A 19,878-nucleotide genomic window follows, 5' to 3' on the forward strand; every position below is an offset into this window, starting at 1 on the left:
TGAATTTGCATAGAGAGTTTTTTATATTTAACGCCACAGCATTTACCAAAATATCAGCCTATTTAATATGTTCAAAGAGATAAAAAACAAGTACTTACGTTATTTTACAATCTTTATATTTTTTATAATTATTTTCTTTTCGGCACTTCAACTGAATTTTCTGTGGCTATTTGGCTATTCTCCTAGTTATCGTGATATTAAAACACCAACCTTGCGTGTGGGCTCCGAACTATACACTTCTGATGGGAAATTGATTGGCCGGTATTTTAAAGAAAACCGAACTCCTGTTAGTTTTGGCGATATCGCACCTAGTGTAATAAATGCATTGGTTGCCACCGAAGATGTTCGTTTCTACAAACACTGGGGAATAGATGCACAGGCTGTGGGTCGTGCAGTTGTAGGCATGGGTAAAGATGGTGGCGCCAGTACCATTACCCAACAGTTAGCTAAAAATTTGTATCGCACCAGATATAACAAATCGCAAGGTTTTCTTGTAAAAATTCCATTGGTAAGAACCTTAATTGTGAAACTAAAAGAATGGTTAACCGCAGTTAAGCTGGAATCGAACTACTCAAAAAATGATATTATTACCATGTACCTGAATACGGTATCATTTGGAAATAACACCTACGGCATCAAAACAGCGGCAAGGATTTATTTTGACAAGGAAACCAAGGATTTAGCAACCACCGATGCAGCAATGCTGGTTGGTATGTTAAAAGGCACAAGCCTTTATAACCCTACTAAAAACCCTGAAAAGGCATTGATACGCAGAAATGTTGTATTAAGCCAAATGAACAAAAACAATAAATTAAGTAAAGATAGCTTGGCTATACTTTCCAAAGAGCCCATCAAACTAAAAGAAGGTAAAATGGAGGATGGCAGTGATGGCGATTCATACTTAAGGGCTGCGGTATCGAAATATCTGGAGAAGTGGTGCACCGAAAACGGCTACGACTTAAATGAAGATGGCTTAAAAATTTATACAACAATCGACTCGAAACTTCAAAAATATGCAGAAGAAGCAGTAGCAGAGCAAATGAAAACGTTACAACGTAGATTTTACAGCGTTTGGGGAAATGAAGATCCATGGTATGATTCTGAAAAAAATAAAGTGGATTATCCCGACCGGGCCATGAAAAATCTTCCAATCTATGCGATGCTCCAAAAGAAATTTCCAAACCAACCAGATTCAGTTACCGCCTACTTCAATAAAAAGAAAAGGATGGAAATCTTTACGTACAAGGGCGATCGGGATACGTTATTTTCTACTTTAGACTCTATTCGTTACTATGGGAAAATATTAAATACAGGCATGATGACCATGGAACCCGCCAGTGGTAAAATTAAAGTTTGGGTGGGTGGTATCGATCATAAGTTCTTTAAATACGACCACGTGAATCAGGCCAAAAGGCAGGCGGGATCTACTTTTAAGCCATTCGCGTACTTGACTGCATTAGAACAAGGCATGAGTCCGTGTGATAAATTTACGGACAAGCCCGTGAAAATTGCCTTTCAGGATAAAGGGCAGACTAAATACTGGGAACCAAAAAATGCAGATTATAGTGTTACCTATCAGGAAATGAGTTTGCGTTGGGCCATGGCCAGATCGGTAAATACCATTACCGCTCAGGTGACCGAGAAAGTTGGATGGGATAACGTCGTAAAATATGCGCATGAATGTGGTATCGACAGTCATCTTGAATCTGTTCCGTCAGTAAGTCTGGGTTCAAATGATGTAACTGTTTACGAAATGGTTAAGGCTTACGCTACGTTCATGAACAAAGGCATTAAAACCGATCCGATCCTGGTCGAAAAAATCACAGATTTGGATAACAATGTTATAGAGGAATTCAAACCTAAAACAAAAAGGGTTTTATCTGAAGAGATTGCCTGGTTAATGACCTATATGTTTCGTGGGGGTATGGAAGAACCCAGAGGAACATCGCAGGCTTTATGGGAATGGCCAAATCTGTTTAAAAAGAACAACCAGATTGGTGGCAAAACCGGCACTTCATCTGATTATGTTGATGCCTGGTACATGGGCTTAACCAAGGATTTAGTAACCGGCGTTTGGGTTGGTTGCGATGAAAGAACTGCCCACTTTAAAAATGGCGAACAAGGTGAAGGATCAAGAACTGCCTTGCCAATTTTTGCCAAATTTATGGAAAAAGTTTACTTAGACTCATCAACAGGTTATACTTATGGTCCCTTCCCTAAAGCAACTGTAGAAATTACCCGAACTTACAACTGCCCGAGTCCGCAGTATGTTAGAGATACAACCACTATTGATAGTGTTGTCGTGGATTCTACAGATTTCGAAGTTCCGGAACCAGAAGTTGCACAACCAGCAACACCAACAGAGCAAGAAGTTAAAAAAGAAGAAAAAAAACCTGAGCCAGCACAAAATCAACCTGCAACAACTGCTCCCCTAACAAAAAAGGAAGAGCGTGAATTAAGGAGAAAACAAAGACAGGAAGAACGCGAAAAGAAAAAAAATGAAAATGGCGGCCAGTAGAAATTTCGGCGGCGAATAATCGGGTATTAACTCCTTTAAAAAGTGTTAAAATTTAAATACTAATTTAAAGTATTACTATTTTTATTTTTCCGATCCAGCTTCCAGATAGTAATTATTGAATACAAACTAAACACACATTTATGAAAATAGGCGCTACTTATATTAGGCAATATATTCCAATATTGCTTTTGCTTATTCTTTCTTTTTCTGCCCAGGCACAGTATTTCGGACAAAATAAGGTTCGATACAAAAAGCTTGATTTTAAGGTTTTGCAAACCCCACATTTCGAAATTTATTATTACCTGAAGAATGATAACATGTTAAAGCGTTTTTCGCAAGATGCAGAAACCTGGTATAAAATGCATCAGGAGGTTTTCAGGGACACATTTTTAACAAAAAATCCAATCATTTTATATAACAATCATCCAGATTTTCAGCAAACTACTGCCTTGCAGGGAGAAATTGGGATTGGAACCGGAGGTGTAACCGAAGCACTGAAAAACCGGGTGATCATGCCAGTTATGGAATTGAATAGTCAAACCCGCCATGTATTAGGACATGAGTTGGTTCACGCTTTTCAGTATCATATTCTATTGGAGAAAGATTCGATCAGCTTGGAAAATGTTGGCCAAACGCCACTATGGATGGTTGAAGGTATGGCTGAATATCTATCTATTGGAAAAAAAGATGCATTCACTTCTATGTGGATGCGTGATGCCATGTTGAACAGAGATATTCCATCGTTAAAAGATCTGACCAACTCCAACAAATACTTTCCATATCGCTACGGGCAAGCTTTCTGGACCTACATTGGTTCGCAGTATGGCGATACAACCATTGTACCGTTATTTAAAAATACAGCCAAATACGGTTATGAAAATGCCATTAAATATACATTCGGTTACGATGATAAAACATTATCGGGATTATGGAAAAATTCCATTGATGCGCATTACAAGCCGATGTTAAAAGCCGATAGTTCGCAAATTAAGATTACCGGAACAAAGATCATCGATAATAAAAACGCAGGTAACATGAATGTGGCTCCTGCCTTAAGTCCTGATGGAAAGTATGTGGCCTTCATGTCTGAAAAAGATTTATTTGGTATTGATTTGTTTTTGGCTGACGCGAAAACTGGGAGAATTATCCGAAAGCTGACCAGCCAAATTTCTAATGGGCACATTGATGATTTTAATTTTATTGAATCGGCAGGTGCCTGGTCGCCGGATAGTAAGCAATTTGCATTCAGTATTTTTAGTCATGGTAAAAACCAGATGATGATTATCAATGTGGCAAATGGAAGTACTGTTTCGCAAACTGCGATGGAACAAGTACAACAATTTGGGAACCTAACCTGGTCGCCAAATGGAAAAGACATTGCGTTCTCGGGCATGGTGGAAGGACAGAGTGATATTTTTTCCTATAACTTAGATACAAAAGTGATTACGCAAATCACCGATGATGTATACTCTGATTATGCACCAAGCTTCTCCCCTGACGGAAAAAAGATCGTTTTCTCTTCAGATCGTGCCGCCATTCAAAATAAAAACATTAATGCGGTACTACCTATTAATCTGGCGATTTATGATATCGCCTCGAAAGCCGTAAGTAATTTGGATGTATTTCCAGGTGCGAATAATCTCAATGCACAGTTTTCCGCCAACAGCCAGAATATTTATTTTCTATCAAACAGAGATGGATTTAGAAACCTCTACAAATACAATTTTGCAGATAATACGGTAGATCAGTTAACCGATTATTTTACAGGTATTAGTGGTATCACTGAATTTTCACCAGCGATATCAGTATCTAATACAGATGATATTGTTTACAGCTACTATCGTTATCAGCGCTACACGCTTTACAATGCTCCGTTGAGTAGTTTCAAAGCCAAAAGAATTGGTAACCAGGAAGAAAATTTTGATGCAGCCATTTTACCACCGATGGAGAATTTCGGTGTAAACATCATCAACTCTAATTTGAACAACTTTGATAGGTTCGAAAAAATCATTGCTGATTCGATGAAAACCGTTGCTTACAGGCCAAAATTTAAGTTAGACTATTTGGCTAACAGTGGTGTAGGCGTATCTACGAGCAGATTTGGCACAGGTGTTTCGGGTGGTATTGTTGGAATGTTCAGTGACATTTTAGGCACCAATCAAATCATTGCCAATATCTCGGTTAACGGAGAAATTTATGATGCGGGTGGTTTGGTAGGTTACATCAATCAAAAAAGCAGAATTAATTGGGGAGCCGCCATTTCGCATATCCCTTATGTATCGGGATTTAGTTCTTATGGTTACGAAAAGCTGCCCGCCGACAACAATACAAGCATTGATGCCTTGAGTGAGCGAACAGATATCATCAGAACTTTTGAAGATCAGTTGCAAATTTTCGGAGCCTACCCATTTAGTAAAAAGCACAGATTTGAACTTGGGGGAGCATTTTCTCACTATAGCTATAGGATTGACAGGTATAGTAATTATTACAACAACGCTGGTTATTACATTGGTTCAGATCGAAAACGGTTAGATAATGATCAGGCTACTTTAGATTATGGCGTACCTTTCAGGTCGTTTACACTTTATCAACTTAATGCGGGCTTTGTTGGCGACAATTCGATATTTGGCTTAACCGGACCTTTAGACGGTTTTAGATACCGGGTGGCCGGAGAAAAATATTTTGGAACCTATAATTTTGCAGGAGCTACAGCAGATTTAAGAAAATACTGGAGGTTAAAGCCTGTAACCGTTGCGGCCAGATCTTATAATACTTTCAGAATTGGTAAAGATGCTGACCGCCTGTATCCGATGTACGTGGGTTATCCTTATTTAATTAGAGGTTATGAATCAAATTCAATCTACAAAACAACCTCAGCGCAATCTTCAGAATCTTTTGACATCAATCAATTAACGGGAAGTAAGATTGCTGTATTCAATTTTGAGTTGAGATTACCCTTCACCGGACCTAAAAAATTGGCTGCAGTTCCATCAAAATTATTATTTAGTGATTTAAATCTATTTTTTGATGCAGGTTTGGCATGGACGAACGATACTAAAGTGAAGTTCAAAAGCGAACCGACATACACAACAGAGGTTGTTAGAGATGCAAACGGTGTTCCCGTTGTTGATAGCCAAGGAAAACAGGTTACTTATCAGGCAACCAATGAGCGTGTGCCGGCGATGAGTGTAGGTATTTCGCTGCGTGTTAACGTGTTTGGTTATTTTGTATTGGAGCCGTATTATGCAATACCTTTCCAACGCAAAGATGTTAAAACTGGTGTTTTCGGTTTAACCTTCGCTCCTGGCTGGTAAGTTTTATGATATGGTGAATGCCATTGTAAATTGAAAATTATAATATGAAAAAGATTGCCTTAATAGTTCTGATGTCTTTTAGGCTGATGTCAATGGCTCAAAATGTAACTGAGCCGGTTAACAATCCAAAAGAATGGTCGCAAAAAACCGAACCATTTAGAATAGCAGGCAATCTTTATTATGTTGGCACTTATGATTTGGCTTCCTATTTAGTTGTAACGAATCAAGGTAATATTTTAATCAATACAGGATTAGCCAATTCATTGCCTATTATTAAAGAGAACATTAAAAGTTTAGGTTTTGATTATAAAGCCATCAAAATTTTGTTGCTCACTCAGGCGCATTTCGATCATTTGGGCGCTATGGCTAATATTAAAAAAGAAACAGGCGCAAAACTCTTTGTTGATGAAAAAGATGCAAACGAACTCAAAACAGGTGGCAAATCTGATTATGAGCTGGGGAAATATGGTGTAACCTTTAAACCCGTTATACCAGATCGTTTGCTTAAAGATAACGAACAAATCAAGTTGGGAAGTACGATCATTACTATGCTTCATCATCCCGGTCACACTAAAGGATCTTGCAGTTTTTTGTTTAATACAAAAGATGGAGCCTCAACCTATAAAGTTTTGATTGCTAATTTCCCTTCGGTTATTATAGATAGAAAGTTTTCAGAGATAAAAGATTATCCAAATATTGAGCGAGATTACATTCAAACTTTTAAAGGAATGAAAAATATTGACTTCAATTTGTGGGTAGCATCACATGCCAGCCAATTCAATCTTCATGATAAACGTAAACCTGGCGCAGTTTATAATCCAAAAGTTTTCATGAATAAGAACGAATACTTTGAAAAGATTAATGAATTGGAAAAGAGTTTTCTTAAAAAAGTTTCAGAATAGTTTTCCCATCATTGCGTAATTGACTTCTCATCTATTGAAGCAATTTCGTTTGTGAGATGATTACCTGAATGATATTGCCACTTTCCGATGAAAATTGGAAAACCAATAACGATTTTTATAAAAACTAAATTAAGGCAATAACAAACAATGCCCAGATCATTTTATCTATTTACGACAAACTCGTAAAAGCCAACTTCACCTGGTTAGTGATATTTCTATGCAACAAAATATTCTCGAAATCTAAACCAATGGTTAAATCTATCCAATCAGGATTACAAGACCTTACCAATCTCTCCTTTTGCACCCGGGTAAAGCGGCTGATCACTTTGAATCTGGCCAGTGCTTGAGCTTCAGTTTTGAACTCCTCGAAATAAACCAAACGAGTCAATTGCTTTCCATTATCAAAAAATAAGTTTGGCATCTGCTTATAAAAATCTAATGTTTTAATTAAATCAGAACTCATACCAACATGCATGCTTGTACGGTTTCTGTCAGTAACGATGTAAACAAACTTTTTCATAAAAAACGGATTATCGAATTAAAACTAAACTATTTAGTATACCCTCTTGCAATTCAAAATAATATTACTAACTTTATGAGCATAAAATTACTAACTATTTTAGTAATTCCAAATTTATTTTAAAATTTATTTTTATGTCGAATATTTCAAATAATTTAAAGTACCTCAGGAAGAAAAAAGGTCACACACAGCAGAATTTCGCTGATATTATGGAAATTAAGCGTTCGCTAATTGGCGCTTATGAAGAAGACCGGGCAGAACCAAAATACGAATTACTAAAAAAAATAGCAGAATATTTTGATCTAACTATAGATGAATTTATCAACGAAAAGATTAGCGACAGCTGGAAACCAAAGCCTAAAAGCTCTGGTTCGAATTTAAGAGTGCTCAGCATTTCTGTTGATCAAAATGATAAAGAGAACATTGAATTGGTACCAGTTAAAGCCAGTGCCGGTTACTTAAATGGTTTCTCCGATCCACACTATATAAGTGATCTTCCTAAATTTCAACTTCCCTTAGCCGCATTAAGACAGGGAACTTTCCGTGCTTTTGAAATTATGGGTGATAGTATGTTACCAGTGCAACCAGGAAGTGTAATTATTGGTGAGTACCTCGACAACTGGAACGAGGTAAAAACCGGTGAAACTTATGTAGTAATAAGTAAAAACGAAGGCGTTGTGTATAAAAGAGCGGGCAATCGTTTTAAAGAAAATAAAGATTTAAAACTTATATCTGATAATAAGGTCTATGATCCTTACACCATCGCGGCTGATGACATTCTTGAAATCTGGAGAGCAAAAGCTTATATCTCCACATCACTACCTGAACCGGCACCTGACCCAACGATGGAGACCCTAACACAGATGATGGCGCAAATGCAAAAATCTATTTCGCAGCTTAATAAAAATTAACACTTTTTAACTTATTCTGATTAAACTGTTTTGCAAAATTCATATCTATTATAAAACAAACACATAAAAAAAATAGACATGAAAAAAGCGATTTTAACAATAGCAATTGCGGTGATGGGTTTAACTGCTGCATTTGCTCAAGACTCAACAAAAAGAGTTAGAAAACCAATGCCAAAAATGACTGCCGAACAGCGGGCTGAAAAGGCAACAGCGAGATTAGAAAAAGAACTGAGTTTAACTGCTGATCAGAAAACCAAGATTTATGCAATCGAGTTAGAAAATGCCAAAAAGGTTGATGCTTTTAGATCTGCAGATCAGGCAGACAGGAAAGAAAAGATGAAAGAAGGCAGAGCAACAATGCAGGCTCAAAAAGCTAAAATCGATGCCGTATTAACAGCAGAACAAAAAACTAAACTGGAAGCAATAAGAGCAGAAGCCAGAGAGAAGGGTGAGAAAATGAGAAAAGGAATGGGAAGAAGAGATAGAGATAAAGCTCCGGTAGTTTCAAATCCGCCAGCACAAGGCTAAGAAGATATCCAAAGGTTAAATATTCGATAAAAAAAGCGTTCCAATGAAAATTGGAACGCTTTTTTTTATGCCATAGGATTTTAGAAATCCTGTTATTTTAAGTAGCCTGTTTTATTTAAAAAATCAGCCCAAACTTTATAGCCTTCCGGAATCAGATGAAGTCCATCCTTTGTTAATTCAGCACGAAGATGTTTATCCTGATCGGTAAAGTTTGAATACAAATCAATAACGGTAACATTTTTAGCAGTGAATTTTTTAATCTCATCATTCAACCATAAAATGTGCTCATCTTTATTATAATGATTTTTAAACTTACCGAAAGAACTGTTCACCGGTAAAAGTGTGTTAAAGTAAATTTGCGTTTTCTTTGAACCCTTGCGAATTCTCGAAATCATGGCTTTATAATTTCTTAAAATCACACTATCAGGAATGTTTCTTGAGATATCGTTAATACCAATAAGGATAAAAACCTTCTCCGGCTTTTCATCAATGATCTCCTGCAACCGCTCCAATACGCCAAAAGTAATGTCACCTGAAATACCACGATTTTTTGCCTGCGGGAGAGCTAATAATTTTGCCCAGTCTGTTCCGGCAGTAATGCTATTGCCCAAAAACACAAAGTTCTTTTTGGATATGGGATCTGCTTTAAATTTATTTACAATTTCAACGTATTTACCAGGTCGATAAGTGCTATCCCACTTTACCGTTTGAGCTGATGCATAACCTAAATTTAGAAGCAAACATACAACTGCGACAATTAGGTGCTTATAAAGATTTCTTTTCATAGTGATTGATTTTGGAAAACTAAAATACTACTTCGTTTGAACTAAAACATCTGGATAATCAGAAATAATTCCATCTACTTTCAGCGCCCTGAGTTTCTTGATCTCTTCAGCATTGTTTGCGGTCCAGGGAATCACCTTCACCCCATCGGCGTGTGCTTTATTAACCAATTCTTCCGTTACCATTTGCCAAACCGGACTTAGAATAAAAGGTTTATAACCTAAATCAGCAATGTTTTCTTCGTACGACTTTTTGTTGGCTACCAGAAACGATGTTTTTACTTTAGGATATTTTTTATTGATGATTTGAATTGTCCTTTTATCAAATGACTGAATAACCACAAAAGGCGTAATCTTCTTTTTCTCGATTACATCCATTAATAATTTAACAAAAACTTCAGGTTCAGGATTCGTAATACCATCTCCTTTTTCGCTGCATTTAGTTTCGATATTATAAAAAAATTGTTTGTGCTTAGCCTTCTTAATTTCAGCCTGTACTGAATCGATTAAAGTTGCAAGCAATGGAATGTATTGTTTAGATTTCTGTTGTTTTGGAAATGAATCGAAATACTTGCTTCCCAAATCAAATGCTTTCAAATCGTTATAATCCATACCAAAAACCGGATATTTTTTTGCGTCGGTGGCAGGAATTTCTTTGCCATCTGGCGTAAGCATAAAAGCAGGACTTAGATAATCATCATGGGTAACCACCACCTTTCCATCTTTAGTGATGTGCGTGTCCATTTCCAATGTGGTGATACCATCAATTTTCATAGTTTGCAACATCGCCGTAATGGTATTTTCCGGATAAAGCCCTCTGCCTCCTCGATGCGCCTCCGCACTGAAGGCTGGAAATTTCGTTTGTTGTGCAAAGGAAACTGACGCAGACATACTTGCTGCGCAAAATAATGTAACTGCTATTTTAAACTTCATATTTATTTTATAATTATTAAAAAAGGTTTGGGTAATCAGTCATGATCCCGTCTATTTTAAGTTTTTTAAGTTTTTCAATTTCTGCCTTAGTATTTACCGTGGCAGTTAAAACTTTCACACCATCTGCATGTGCTTTCGCGATGATAGCAGGGTTAAAACCTTTATACGAAGAACCTATGATGAAAGGCTTAAAACCTAAATCATGAATATGTTCTTCATAGCTTTTATCGTTGTTGGCCAGGTAAGAAAGTTTGATATCAGGATATTTTTGGTGAACCACCTGAAGGGCTCTTTTGTCAAAAGACTGAATAATGGTATAATTTGCTATTCCCTTTTTTCGGATAATGGCAACAACCAAATCTGCAAATTTTTCGGGTTTTGGATGCGTGATATCGTCGCCTTTTTCTGATGATTTGATTTCGATATCATAAAAACACTGTTTTAGCTTATTGATTTTGATATGGCGTTGAACAGAATCAATTAAATCACCAAGCCGTGGAATATAGCTTTTGACTTTTTGCTGTTCAGGAAAAGCGGGATAATCTTTCGAACCAACAATAAATTTGCTTAAAGCTTGATAATCCATATCATATACCACATATTTTTTTGCTTCTTCTTTAGCTATTTCAGTTCCATCAGGTTTTAGCGTGAACGACCTGCTCAAATAATCATCATGTGTAACCACCACTTCAAGATCTTTGGTGATATGGGTATCCATTTCAAGGCTAGTAACCTTGCTATTTTTCAGCGCATAAAGCATTGCCGGTATGGTATTTTCTGGCATCAATCCCCTGCCGCCACGGTGCGCTTCGGCACTGAACGCAGGATATTTAACGTTATTTGAGTAACGATTGGTGAATGAGGTAGTGCCAGCAAAGAGAATCAATAATATAGCTGGTAATTTCATTTCCTAACCCTTAAATTCTGCCTCAAACTTTTCGCCAAACCGATCGGTAGCTACTACCTTTACGGCTTTTACCGAAGGTAAAAAATGTGCCACAAATAAATGTTCTGTAGAATGTGGTTCAGGAAAAGTTCTTCCCGCGGGTAAGGTTGCACCTTTATATAATGTTACTGTTTGCGGATCGTAACCTTTTTGATTTTCCATTGCGCCCATCGCCTTTCCATCAAGAAAGTATTCTACTTTCCAGTTCGGATCCCAATTCCAAACATTGGCAATTAATCTTTTCTGATTGGTTAATTCATCAACATAGATATGCACCTGTTCTTTTCTGCTTAATCCGGTAGGTTGATAGTACCACTTCAAATTAGTGCCGTCTACCTCGTATACACCGTAACCTCTTGGCGTACCGTCTTCACAAACCGGGCCAGTCCACCAAGCACCACAAACTGCACCATGGTTGTGCTCAAACACATTACCAGTTATTACATTTCTGTTGTAATGCGTATGGCCAGACATAATGTGGACATTCGTAAAACCATTTAAAACGGTGTATAAATCAGTATTGTTTTTTACTGAATTGTGAACTGGAATATGAAGATTGATGATCAAGAGCGCATCTTTGGCTACAAACTTTAAATCTTTTGCCAACCAATCCAGCTGTCGTTGATTAATAAAACCATCATATTTCCTATCTTCTCCTAAATAACGAACATCATCCATTACAACATAATGTGCTTTACCCCTATTGAAAGAGTAATAAGTTGGGCCATAATGTTCCTGGAAAGTTTTGTCTGAAGTTTCATCGCCACCCATCCTGTAATCCATATCATGATTTCCCAGGCACTGGAAAAAAGGAATGCCCATATCTTTCACAGCCTGGTTATAATCGGCAAAAAGCGCATGGTTATCCCAAACAATATCACCAACCGTGATGCCATGAACGGGTATATTACCCATCGATTGGATTACTTTTTTGGTATCCGGAACAGAAGTCGTCATCATCTTCTCTACATCCGTTTTATTTTTCACCTGAGGATCGGCCCAGATAATAAAATTATGACGGTTATCTTTCTGCTTCATTTCCTTCAACTCGAAATTTAGATCGGTTTTAGCATCAAGTTTTTCGTAATATTTTGCCAGGTGGCTATCAGTGGTAAACTCGTATCCGGATGGCGTACTGATCCAAATGAATGTAGCTAACGGATTAACCTCAATGTTGTAACCGCCGTTTTTATCGGTCTGGATCACACTGAATCCATCAGAAACCACAACATTTGCAATGCCCTTTCCTTTACTGGTTACTCGGCCGCTTATTTTACCATCTGCATCTAGCAGAGAAAAGGCAGAATAAGATTTTAAACTAACAAATAAAGTAGTGGTTAATAAACCAGTTTTTTGGATAAATGATCTTCTGTTCATTGTTTATTGAAGGATGATTGTGGAATTAATTGGTTTTCTAAGCAATTATGCTTAGCCACGATAGGAAAGTTTTGATTGAAATGATGCCCAAACTTATTATTCTTTTGAGCATCACTTTTATTTGGATAATTTTATCTAATTCTGGTTGGCGGTATAGTGTCACGCCCAATTTCTACACCTGTTGCAGCATTCACACGTAATACAATATTATCATCTTCAATTATCGACATGTTTGCCGGCGAATTATCTTTAGGTAAGATAATATATTTCATATCTCTGGCTTTTACCCACTTACCAAGTGTAACGCTATAAATACCACCAGCTTTGTAAAACCAACCAAGGTCGGCAACCGAGTTATCATGATAATTAAATCTGATGGTGTTGGTGCCCTGTAAATAGAAAGGCTGAAAACCTTTATTAGGATCTGCAGGATCAACTTCTAATGGATCGTAAACATCGTAAAAATCATTATTGGCAATACGATAACCTTGTGCCGGTGGTCCTGGTGTAAATAAACTTCCACCATTGTGAACAAATACCACATCAATGGGTCTGGTTGTTGCAGTTACGGTAGTACCTCTAAAAGCGGCAATTCCATAAGCATTACCACTATTTGCCAATAACGTATTGGTTATTGCACCGAAACCATCTCCTGCAGTTGTAGAATAGTTAATTCCTCTGATGTATTGAGCGGTAGGTATCGGCGTTGAACCCGTACTGTTAATTGTTCTACCCGTACCACCTACATAAAAATAACCACCTTTTCTAACAGAACCAGTTGTCAAATTAAATTTGTATGTACGCAAGCCTCCAGTTGCCCATCCATTGGCAGGAAAACCTGCAGGCGTTGAAGCACCCGCATTATTCGTGGTAACTACAGAAAATGGCGTTACCGCGAAGTTGATATCTCTTGTGGCAATAAACTGAATGTAGTTATTGTTCGCATTGGTGCCTCTCGGATCAGGAATCCATCCCGAGATGATAAAATCTGGAATTTCAGGCGTTGAACTTAAAGTAATAACATCGCTGGCCGTTCTCATACGATGTTCTGGAATTAGCGTACCTGTTGAGCTTACTTTGTTAAATAAGATACCGTAATAATTTGCCGAGAATTGCAACGGGTTGTTCGCGAAGGTCGCTGTTGCCTCGGTGTGCAAGGTAATATCAGCAAATCCATCATTCAACGTTTTGTTGCCCGATAACACATCTGTAGGTGTTGGAAGCGGATTAAACCCGCCTTTTACAATTGCTAATAGCGTACTTTCATATTTATTTGGGTCTGCCAGGATAAAACTACTTGGTACTCTGTTTTTGGCGATAGGTTTGTTTTGTGCCACCCGGTTTACAGCGCCTGGAGAAATGCCTTTAATTTGCAAAATTCCATCTACACGACCCAGAACACCACCAGTAACATTGATCACAACTGAATCGCCGGGTACGTATTTGGCTGCATCAGCACCGATTGGAATGGCAATACCCCTAAGTTGAGATAAGCGTTTTTTATCCTGAACAATTAATAATCCGGCAGGAAGGTTTTTTCCAGAATGATCTGAAACCACTACTGCAGAGATGCTACTGGAGCCGTACATATTTTCGGGACTTAGCGTAATATCCGATCCTTTGTAAAGCCCTCTTAAATCGAAGATGGGTAAATAAGGACTTACTTCTCCACCAGGGTAATTCTGCTTTTTACATCCAATCATCCAAACGGAAATTGAGATTAAAACAAAGCTATATATGATAATTTTTTTCATGTTGATAATTTTAAAGCTGTTTACAGATTATGGTTTTTGCCACCATACTTGTGTATTGATTTCGTCGCCACCCATAGAGGCTACAGCTAAACGGTAATTTGTGGGGTTGGTAGACTGAATATATACCGGATAAGTCATACGTGCGGGCATCACACCTCCGTTTGCAAGCCCCGGACCTTTAGGTAAATAAGGATGTCCGGTTCGGCGGTACTCATACCATTGTTGCATATCTACCATAAACAGTGCATAATATTTCTGCATATGAATTTGCTCCAATTTATCAACAAATTGACCGGTATTATAAGTTCCCCATTCAATATCCGCTTCGTTAATATAATCTAAAAATTCTGCTGCATTAGTTGAAGTTGTAAAACTAGGCACCCAGTAATTAATTGAATTTGCAATTCCGGTATTGTAGTAGGCTTCCGCAGATCCTGTGATGTAACCTCTTAATGCTGCTTCAGCCAAAATAAACTGCACCTCTGCATAATTTATAAAAATACCCGTAAGCGGATTAGCCTGTAAAGACCGAGCATTCACTGCTACACTTGAAACCGTTTGTGCAAACGAATAGAAGTAAGCCTGTTTTGGTGCTCCCCCTCCAACTAAATAGCCACTTGGCACTCCTGCAAATCCTGAAGGCCCTTGAGAAATTCCCCACCTGTTGATACCTGCATTGGCGTAACCTTTAGCGGCAGAGATATCAATTCTCGGATCTTTCCAGGCCACTAAACGATCAATAAAGAAACTGGCAATGGCTGGTGCCCGGTAATCCTGTTCACGAATACCGTTTACTAGCGGTGATGTGTATGGATCAGAAACGTTGATTCCTCCGTTCCAAAGCAATTTAGCCGATTCTCCATTATTGGCAATGATTGGATATTGAGTGGTATTGGTATTGGCAATTTCTTTAATTTTCGCAATTACCTGCGCAGAAACATCTGCTTTACCTGAAACCCGAAGCAATAACCTAAGATACAGTGAGTTAGAAAATTTACGCCATTTAGCGATATCTCCTTTATAAACCGGGTCGCTGATGGCAGCAATTGCAGTTCCTGAGCTCAATAAGGTATTTGCCTCTTCCAACATTTTAAAAATGCCTAAGTACACATCCTTTTGCGTATCAAATTTCGGCTCAGTAACTTCCGACCCTTTATTTGATTCGCTGAATGGAATATCTCCGTAAGTATCGGTAAGGTTGGCGTAAAGCCATGATTGCATGACCAATGAAATACCCTGATACGACTTATTCAATTTACCAGGCTCAGACGCCTTGTTGTACATATCTTTAAAATTGGTTAACTGGATATACCAACCATTATAAAGATAATCAGCAAAGGTACGCCTGTATTGATACCGGAAAACTGTTGCATCTCCATCATCCTGGTTTACGGTAACCTGCATCAATTCATTGTTAAAGTTCCTGTTACGAAACATCCCTAACGACAATGAATTAACCAACGCAGGGGCCATTAGTTTATCAGGCGTAGTATCGATGATGTTAATCGGATCTGTATTGATTGCGATGAAATCCTTTTGGCAAGAGCTAAATGTTAAGCTAGAGCCAACTAAAAGAATAACAAGCTTTTTTATATTATTTTTCATGATGTTTTCTAGTTATATGCCAATAGATAGGTTAAATCCATAGGTTCTGGTTGACGGGAACTGTCCGATTTCAAAACCCTGAACAATGTCTGAACCGCTGATGGTACCAAATTCTGGATCGAACATTGGCCATGGCGACCAAATGAATAAGTTACGTCCATAAACTCCGAATGACGCCGAATTCAAACCAATTTTTTTAAGGAAACTAGGTTTAAATTTATAGGTTAAGGCTGCCTCTCTGAATTTGATAAAGTCGGTACTAAAAGTACTTCCTTCGGCATTGTCGGCCCCCATATTTGAACGGTAATATTCGTCAATATCTGTTGCAATTACATCATTTTTACGATAAGTTCCATCAGGATTTTGCACTACTCCATTACCGATAATACCACTATATCTTCCTGGTAATGTTGAAGTAGTTTTACCTTGCTCTACTAATTTATAGTTTAACAAAGAGTGCGCTACCGCACCGATTTGTGCATCGAACAGCAAATTAAGACTGAACTGTCTGTAGCTGAAATTGTTGCCGATACTTCCTTTAAATCTTGGGATGGTATTGCCCAGGTAAACCACATCATTGGTAATTTTAGCCAAACCTGTTGTGGCATCAAAAACAACATTTCCTTCAGGATCACGAACATATCCTCTACCATATAAATCGCCCATGCTGCCGCCTACTTTAGCAACAATCTGTCCACCCGCAACCGGTCCGGTTCTTAATACCACCGAACTATCGCCGTTCATATCGATAATTTTGTTTTGGTTGGTAGAAAATGTCATATAAGTAGACCAGTTGAAGCCATTTTTACTTTTTATCTGGCTTCCATTCACTGATATTTCTAAACCTTTATTATTTACCTGTCCGGCGTTGATCAACATTTGATTGTAACCTGTAGCTCTATCAACAATACGCGTTAAATGTTGGTCATTTGTTTTACCAGCATACACTGCAATATCAAAATTCAATCTGTTCTTAAATAAACGGATGTCTGCACCTAATTCGTAAGTTGTTGTTCTCAAAGGCTTCAAATTGCTGTTGGCCAATAAACCTGGATTTACCAGGGCGCTATCCGGATAGGAACCACTGAAAGCTAAACCATAAGTATAAGCCGTTCTGTAAGGGATCAAACTGCCGCTCCCTACCTGTGAAGCGGAGAACCTAAACTTAGCCATATTAACAAATTTCGGCATTTTAACCACTTCTGACATTACAAAACTTGCACTGGCAGATGGATAAAAGAAACCAACATTATCTGTCCTGGTAGAAGAAGCTAAAGCACTGTTCCAGTCTTTACGGGCCGTAATATCAAGGTATAAGAAGTTTTTGTAGCTATTTGATAAGATACCATAAAAACTGTTGATGTTTAGTCTTGAAGTATCAGGAATAGATAATAATGGATATAAATTATTTGATAATTCATAAATATTAGGAACTCTTAATCCATCAGCCCTGATGTCTGATCTGTCATATCTGTTTTTTAACTGACTACCACCTGCAGATAAATTGAAACTAAAATCGTTGCTTACTTTTTTATCATATCGGATTAAGAAGTCACTGTTGGTTTCTGATGAATGGCTGTTTTGCTCCCTGTAAGATCCGAATATTAGTTTACTTCCTGCATCATACGGACGTTCCTGCATTTGTCTTTGTTTTGCATAATCAACACTGGTTCTAACCAACAAACTTAACTCTTTGGTAAACTGGTAGCTTAACTGAATACTTCCGGTAACGTTGTTACGGCGTTGTTTATTTTTAAATTCGTTTACAACCGCATAAGGATTTTCTGGAAATGAGCTATACGGATATTTGATTAAACGATTCTCCTGACCATTTACCCAGTAGTTTCTAATTGATTCCAAATCGGCGTTTGGCTGCCAGAAAATAAACCAATACATAATCGATTGATTTCCGTAACCATTACCTGGAAGGTTATCACTATATCGGTTACCATAGTTTACTTTCGCCATTAACTTCAACTTCTTGGTGATGTCAGAGTTAATCGATAATGAAGCATTGGTACGTTCCACTCCAGAAAGTGGAATGATCCAGGTATTGCTTTGGTTAGAAATAGATGTACGGAAATTTGTTGTTTTTCCAAGTTTTCCATCTACACTCAACGTATTTGTTAAGTTCTCGCCTTTACTGAAGAATTCTCTGATCTGATTGGTGTAAGGTACCCATGGCGTACGCGTTAAGCCTACGTTTTGTCTTGTACCATCATATTGAAAAAAGCTTAAGCTCGGATCAAAGCGGGGACCATAGGCAGAACTTGTTCCGCTGGTACTGGCACCATCAGCACTTGCTCCATAAGAATAATACGAAGCTCCATCCAACCCTTGACCATACTCATATTGTAAGTCAGGCCAACGGTTAACTTCCTCGAATGAGCCATTTGAAGTAAATTTAATCCCTAATGATTTACGTTTCGAATTTCCAGATTTGGTCGTGATAATAATCGCACCGTTTGCACCACGCTGACCATATAAAGCTGATGCACCAGGCCCTTTTAATACAGTTACACTTTCAATATCTTCCGGATTGATATCGTTGATTGTACTTCCGTAATCTGCAGGCATGTTATCACTTCCTGTTCCGTAAACTCCTCCCGATGTTGCTGCGGTACGGCGACCGCCACTACTGCTTACTACAACCCCATCTACAACCACTAAGGCTTCATTATCGCCTGTTAAGTTATTTTCACCACGTAATATAATTTTGTTCGAACCACCAGGACCACTGTTTGATCTTACCAGATTTAAACCCGCAACCTTACCAGAAAGGGCATCAGTCCAGTTAGTGGCTACCGCTTCGGTTAGTTGCGTACTATCCACCGTTGTAGTTGCATAACCCAATGCCTTTTCATCCCTTTTAATCCCTAAAGCAGTTACTACTACCTCGTTCAGCTGGCTGTTTGATGATTTTAAGCGGATAATTAATCCGTTTTGGTTTGAGCTAATGCTTCTTGTTACAACCGTATAACCAACCATATTAAATGAAATTGATCCGGCTCCCTGAAGCGTAACAGAGAAATCTCCATTGTCATTGGTAACCCCTAATACCTTTTTAGCGCCATCACTAATAGTAGTTCCTACAAGCGGCTGCCCATCTTCATCATCCAGCACTTTTCCTTTCACTACAAACCGTTGCGAAGGCTGTTGTGCCAACACGCTTAAGGTTGATGATAGAAAAATACCAAGTAGAAAAATTTTGATGTAAAATGAAAAAGAATGGCTCGCTACCTGAAGGAACGATTTCTTTTCATCTGCCTGAAGATGCTTAGGGATTGCATCGCCAGTTTTTATTCCACGCCAAAACATGGAACTTGTTCTAGTAAAAAGTTTGTTCATATTATATCCGGTTATTAGGTTTCAATAATTAGTAATTTTCGTTTTATTTCGTCTTCGGATTAGCGGCAAAGTAAGGCTGTAGAGATTAAGGCCATGTTAAGCAACTGTTAAAAAACGATGGTGACGCTCATAAAATTACGAATTGTTGGTTTTACCATTTTTAATGGTTTCGATAATTAAATCTAGTAAAACAAATCGAAACTAAAAACAATTTATGAAAATCTGAAAAATTATTTCAGTTTTATTATTTCGGTTTGCCGGATATGGAAAGTTGAAAATTAAAATTCATCAAATTAGCAGGCTACTAAAAGTGATCGCAATAAGCGATTAAACTACTTTTAAGTCATAAAACCTGAAGTATTATTCTTATTTTATCAGAATACAATAGAAAGTAATATTTTAATTACATTTAATTTTTTTAAACATAATTTAAATATTAA

The 19,878-nt window shown here is 37.8% G+C and carries 13 protein-coding genes; 5 read left to right on the forward strand and 8 right to left on the reverse strand.

The genetic code is table 11. The features are described from left to right. Positions 1 to 67: 67 nt before the first annotated feature. From EA772_RS18115 to bla, 3 genes are all read left to right on the forward strand, one after another. Positions 68 to 2,518 (forward strand): transglycosylase domain-containing protein, encoded by a 2,451-nt coding sequence (locus EA772_RS18115; protein ID WP_124914409.1) that lies wholly within the window; start codon positions 68 to 70, stop codon positions 2,516 to 2,518. A gap of 140 nt (positions 2,519 to 2,658) precedes the next feature. Then, the gene (locus EA772_RS18120) at positions 2,659 to 5,832 is read left to right on the forward strand and encodes a peptidase MA family metallohydrolase (protein ID WP_124914410.1); all 3,174 of its coding nucleotides are present in this window, start codon (positions 2,659 to 2,661) and stop codon (positions 5,830 to 5,832) included. Positions 5,833 to 5,876: 44 nt separating this feature from the next. Beyond that, positions 5,877 to 6,734: a subclass B3 metallo-beta-lactamase gene (gene bla, locus EA772_RS18125; RefSeq protein ID WP_124914411.1), complete on the forward strand. Its 858-nt coding sequence runs from the start codon at positions 5,877 to 5,879 to the stop codon at positions 6,732 to 6,734. Positions 6,735 to 6,903: 169 nt separating this feature from the next. On the opposite strand, the gene EA772_RS18130 is transcribed toward bla, so the two are convergent. After that, a complete protein-coding gene (locus EA772_RS18130) occupies positions 6,904 to 7,254 on the reverse strand; it encodes a GIY-YIG nuclease family protein (protein ID WP_010603233.1) in 351 nt (116 codons plus the stop codon). A gap of 134 nt (positions 7,255 to 7,388) precedes the next feature. Here EA772_RS18130 and EA772_RS18135 point away from each other — a divergent pair, with 134 nt between their 5' ends. Continuing rightward, positions 7,389 to 8,165, forward strand: a complete 777-nt coding sequence (locus EA772_RS18135; protein WP_124914412.1) for a LexA family transcriptional regulator — start codon at positions 7,389 to 7,391, stop codon at positions 8,163 to 8,165. 78 nt (positions 8,166 to 8,243) lie between these two features. After that, the gene (locus EA772_RS18140) at positions 8,244 to 8,693 is read left to right on the forward strand and encodes a hypothetical protein (protein WP_124914413.1); all 450 of its coding nucleotides are present in this window, start codon (positions 8,244 to 8,246) and stop codon (positions 8,691 to 8,693) included. Between the two features lie 92 nt (positions 8,694 to 8,785). Here EA772_RS18140 and EA772_RS18145 read toward each other — a convergent pair whose 3' ends face one another. The 7 genes from EA772_RS18145 to EA772_RS18175 all read right to left on the reverse strand — a co-directional run bounded on the left by EA772_RS18145 (position 8,786) and on the right by EA772_RS18175 (position 19,438). After that, complete coding sequence (locus tag EA772_RS18145; RefSeq protein ID WP_124914414.1) at positions 8,786 to 9,478, reverse strand: GDSL-type esterase/lipase family protein; 693 nt, start codon at positions 9,476 to 9,478, stop codon at positions 8,786 to 8,788. Positions 9,479 to 9,505: 27 nt separating this feature from the next. Next, complete coding sequence (locus EA772_RS18150) at positions 9,506 to 10,408, reverse strand: glycerophosphodiester phosphodiesterase family protein (protein ID WP_124914415.1); 903 nt, start codon at positions 10,406 to 10,408, stop codon at positions 9,506 to 9,508. Between the two features lie 16 nt (positions 10,409 to 10,424). Next, positions 10,425 to 11,315 carry a glycerophosphodiester phosphodiesterase family protein gene (locus EA772_RS18155; protein WP_124914416.1) on the reverse strand — a complete coding sequence of 297 codons (891 nt, stop codon included), beginning with the start codon at positions 11,313 to 11,315 and terminating at the stop codon, positions 10,425 to 10,427. Between the two features lie 3 nt (positions 11,316 to 11,318). Continuing rightward, positions 11,319 to 12,731 carry a calcineurin-like phosphoesterase family protein gene (locus EA772_RS18160; protein WP_124914417.1) on the reverse strand — a complete coding sequence of 471 codons (1,413 nt, stop codon included), beginning with the start codon at positions 12,729 to 12,731 and terminating at the stop codon, positions 11,319 to 11,321. A 131-nt stretch (positions 12,732 to 12,862) separates the two neighbouring features. Then, entirely contained in the window at positions 12,863 to 14,485 is a 1,623-nt protein-coding gene (locus EA772_RS18165; protein WP_010603237.1) for a DUF5689 domain-containing protein, read from the reverse strand. A gap of 27 nt (positions 14,486 to 14,512) precedes the next feature. After that, positions 14,513 to 16,090 (reverse strand): SusD/RagB family nutrient-binding outer membrane lipoprotein, encoded by a 1,578-nt coding sequence (locus EA772_RS18170; RefSeq protein ID WP_124914418.1) that lies wholly within the window; start codon positions 16,088 to 16,090, stop codon positions 14,513 to 14,515. A gap of 12 nt (positions 16,091 to 16,102) precedes the next feature. Continuing rightward, entirely contained in the window at positions 16,103 to 19,438 is a 3,336-nt protein-coding gene (locus EA772_RS18175) for a SusC/RagA family TonB-linked outer membrane protein (RefSeq protein WP_246833988.1), read from the reverse strand. Between the last annotated feature and the right edge of the window lie 440 nt (positions 19,439 to 19,878).

The organism is Pedobacter sp. G11, from assembly GCF_003860265.1.
GTDB lineage: Bacteria > Bacteroidota > Bacteroidia > Sphingobacteriales > Sphingobacteriaceae > Pedobacter > Pedobacter agri.

What these genes read in the sequence shown, in the direction of transcription:
- EA772_RS18150 (WP_124914415.1), bottom strand. Translation starts at nt 10,408, where the DNA reads ATGAAGTTTAAAATAGCAGTTACATTATTTTGCGCAGCAAGTATGTCT.
- EA772_RS18120 (WP_124914410.1), top strand. Translation starts at nt 2,659, where the DNA reads ATGAAAATAGGCGCTACTTATATTAGGCAATATATTCCAATATTGCTT.
- EA772_RS18160 (WP_124914417.1), bottom strand. Translation starts at nt 12,731, where the DNA reads ATGAACAGAAGATCATTTATCCAAAAAACTGGTTTATTAACCACTACT.
- EA772_RS18145 (WP_124914414.1), bottom strand. Translation starts at nt 9,478, where the DNA reads ATGAAAAGAAATCTTTATAAGCACCTAATTGTCGCAGTTGTATGTTTG.
- EA772_RS18165 (WP_010603237.1), bottom strand. Translation starts at nt 14,485, where the DNA reads ATGAAAAAAATTATCATATATAGCTTTGTTTTAATCTCAATTTCCGTT.
- EA772_RS18115 (WP_124914409.1), top strand. Translation starts at nt 68, where the DNA reads ATGTTCAAAGAGATAAAAAACAAGTACTTACGTTATTTTACAATCTTT.
- EA772_RS18155 (WP_124914416.1), bottom strand. Translation starts at nt 11,315, where the DNA reads ATGAAATTACCAGCTATATTATTGATTCTCTTTGCTGGCACTACCTCA.
- EA772_RS18135 (WP_124914412.1), top strand. Translation starts at nt 7,389, where the DNA reads ATGTCGAATATTTCAAATAATTTAAAGTACCTCAGGAAGAAAAAAGGT.
- bla (WP_124914411.1), top strand. Translation starts at nt 5,877, where the DNA reads ATGAAAAAGATTGCCTTAATAGTTCTGATGTCTTTTAGGCTGATGTCA.
- EA772_RS18175 (WP_246833988.1), bottom strand. Translation starts at nt 19,438, where the DNA reads ATGAACAAACTTTTTACTAGAACAAGTTCCATGTTTTGGCGTGGAATA.
- EA772_RS18130 (WP_010603233.1), bottom strand. Translation starts at nt 7,254, where the DNA reads ATGAAAAAGTTTGTTTACATCGTTACTGACAGAAACCGTACAAGCATG.
- EA772_RS18140 (WP_124914413.1), top strand. Translation starts at nt 8,244, where the DNA reads ATGAAAAAAGCGATTTTAACAATAGCAATTGCGGTGATGGGTTTAACT.
- EA772_RS18170 (WP_124914418.1), bottom strand. Translation starts at nt 16,090, where the DNA reads ATGAAAAATAATATAAAAAAGCTTGTTATTCTTTTAGTTGGCTCTAGC.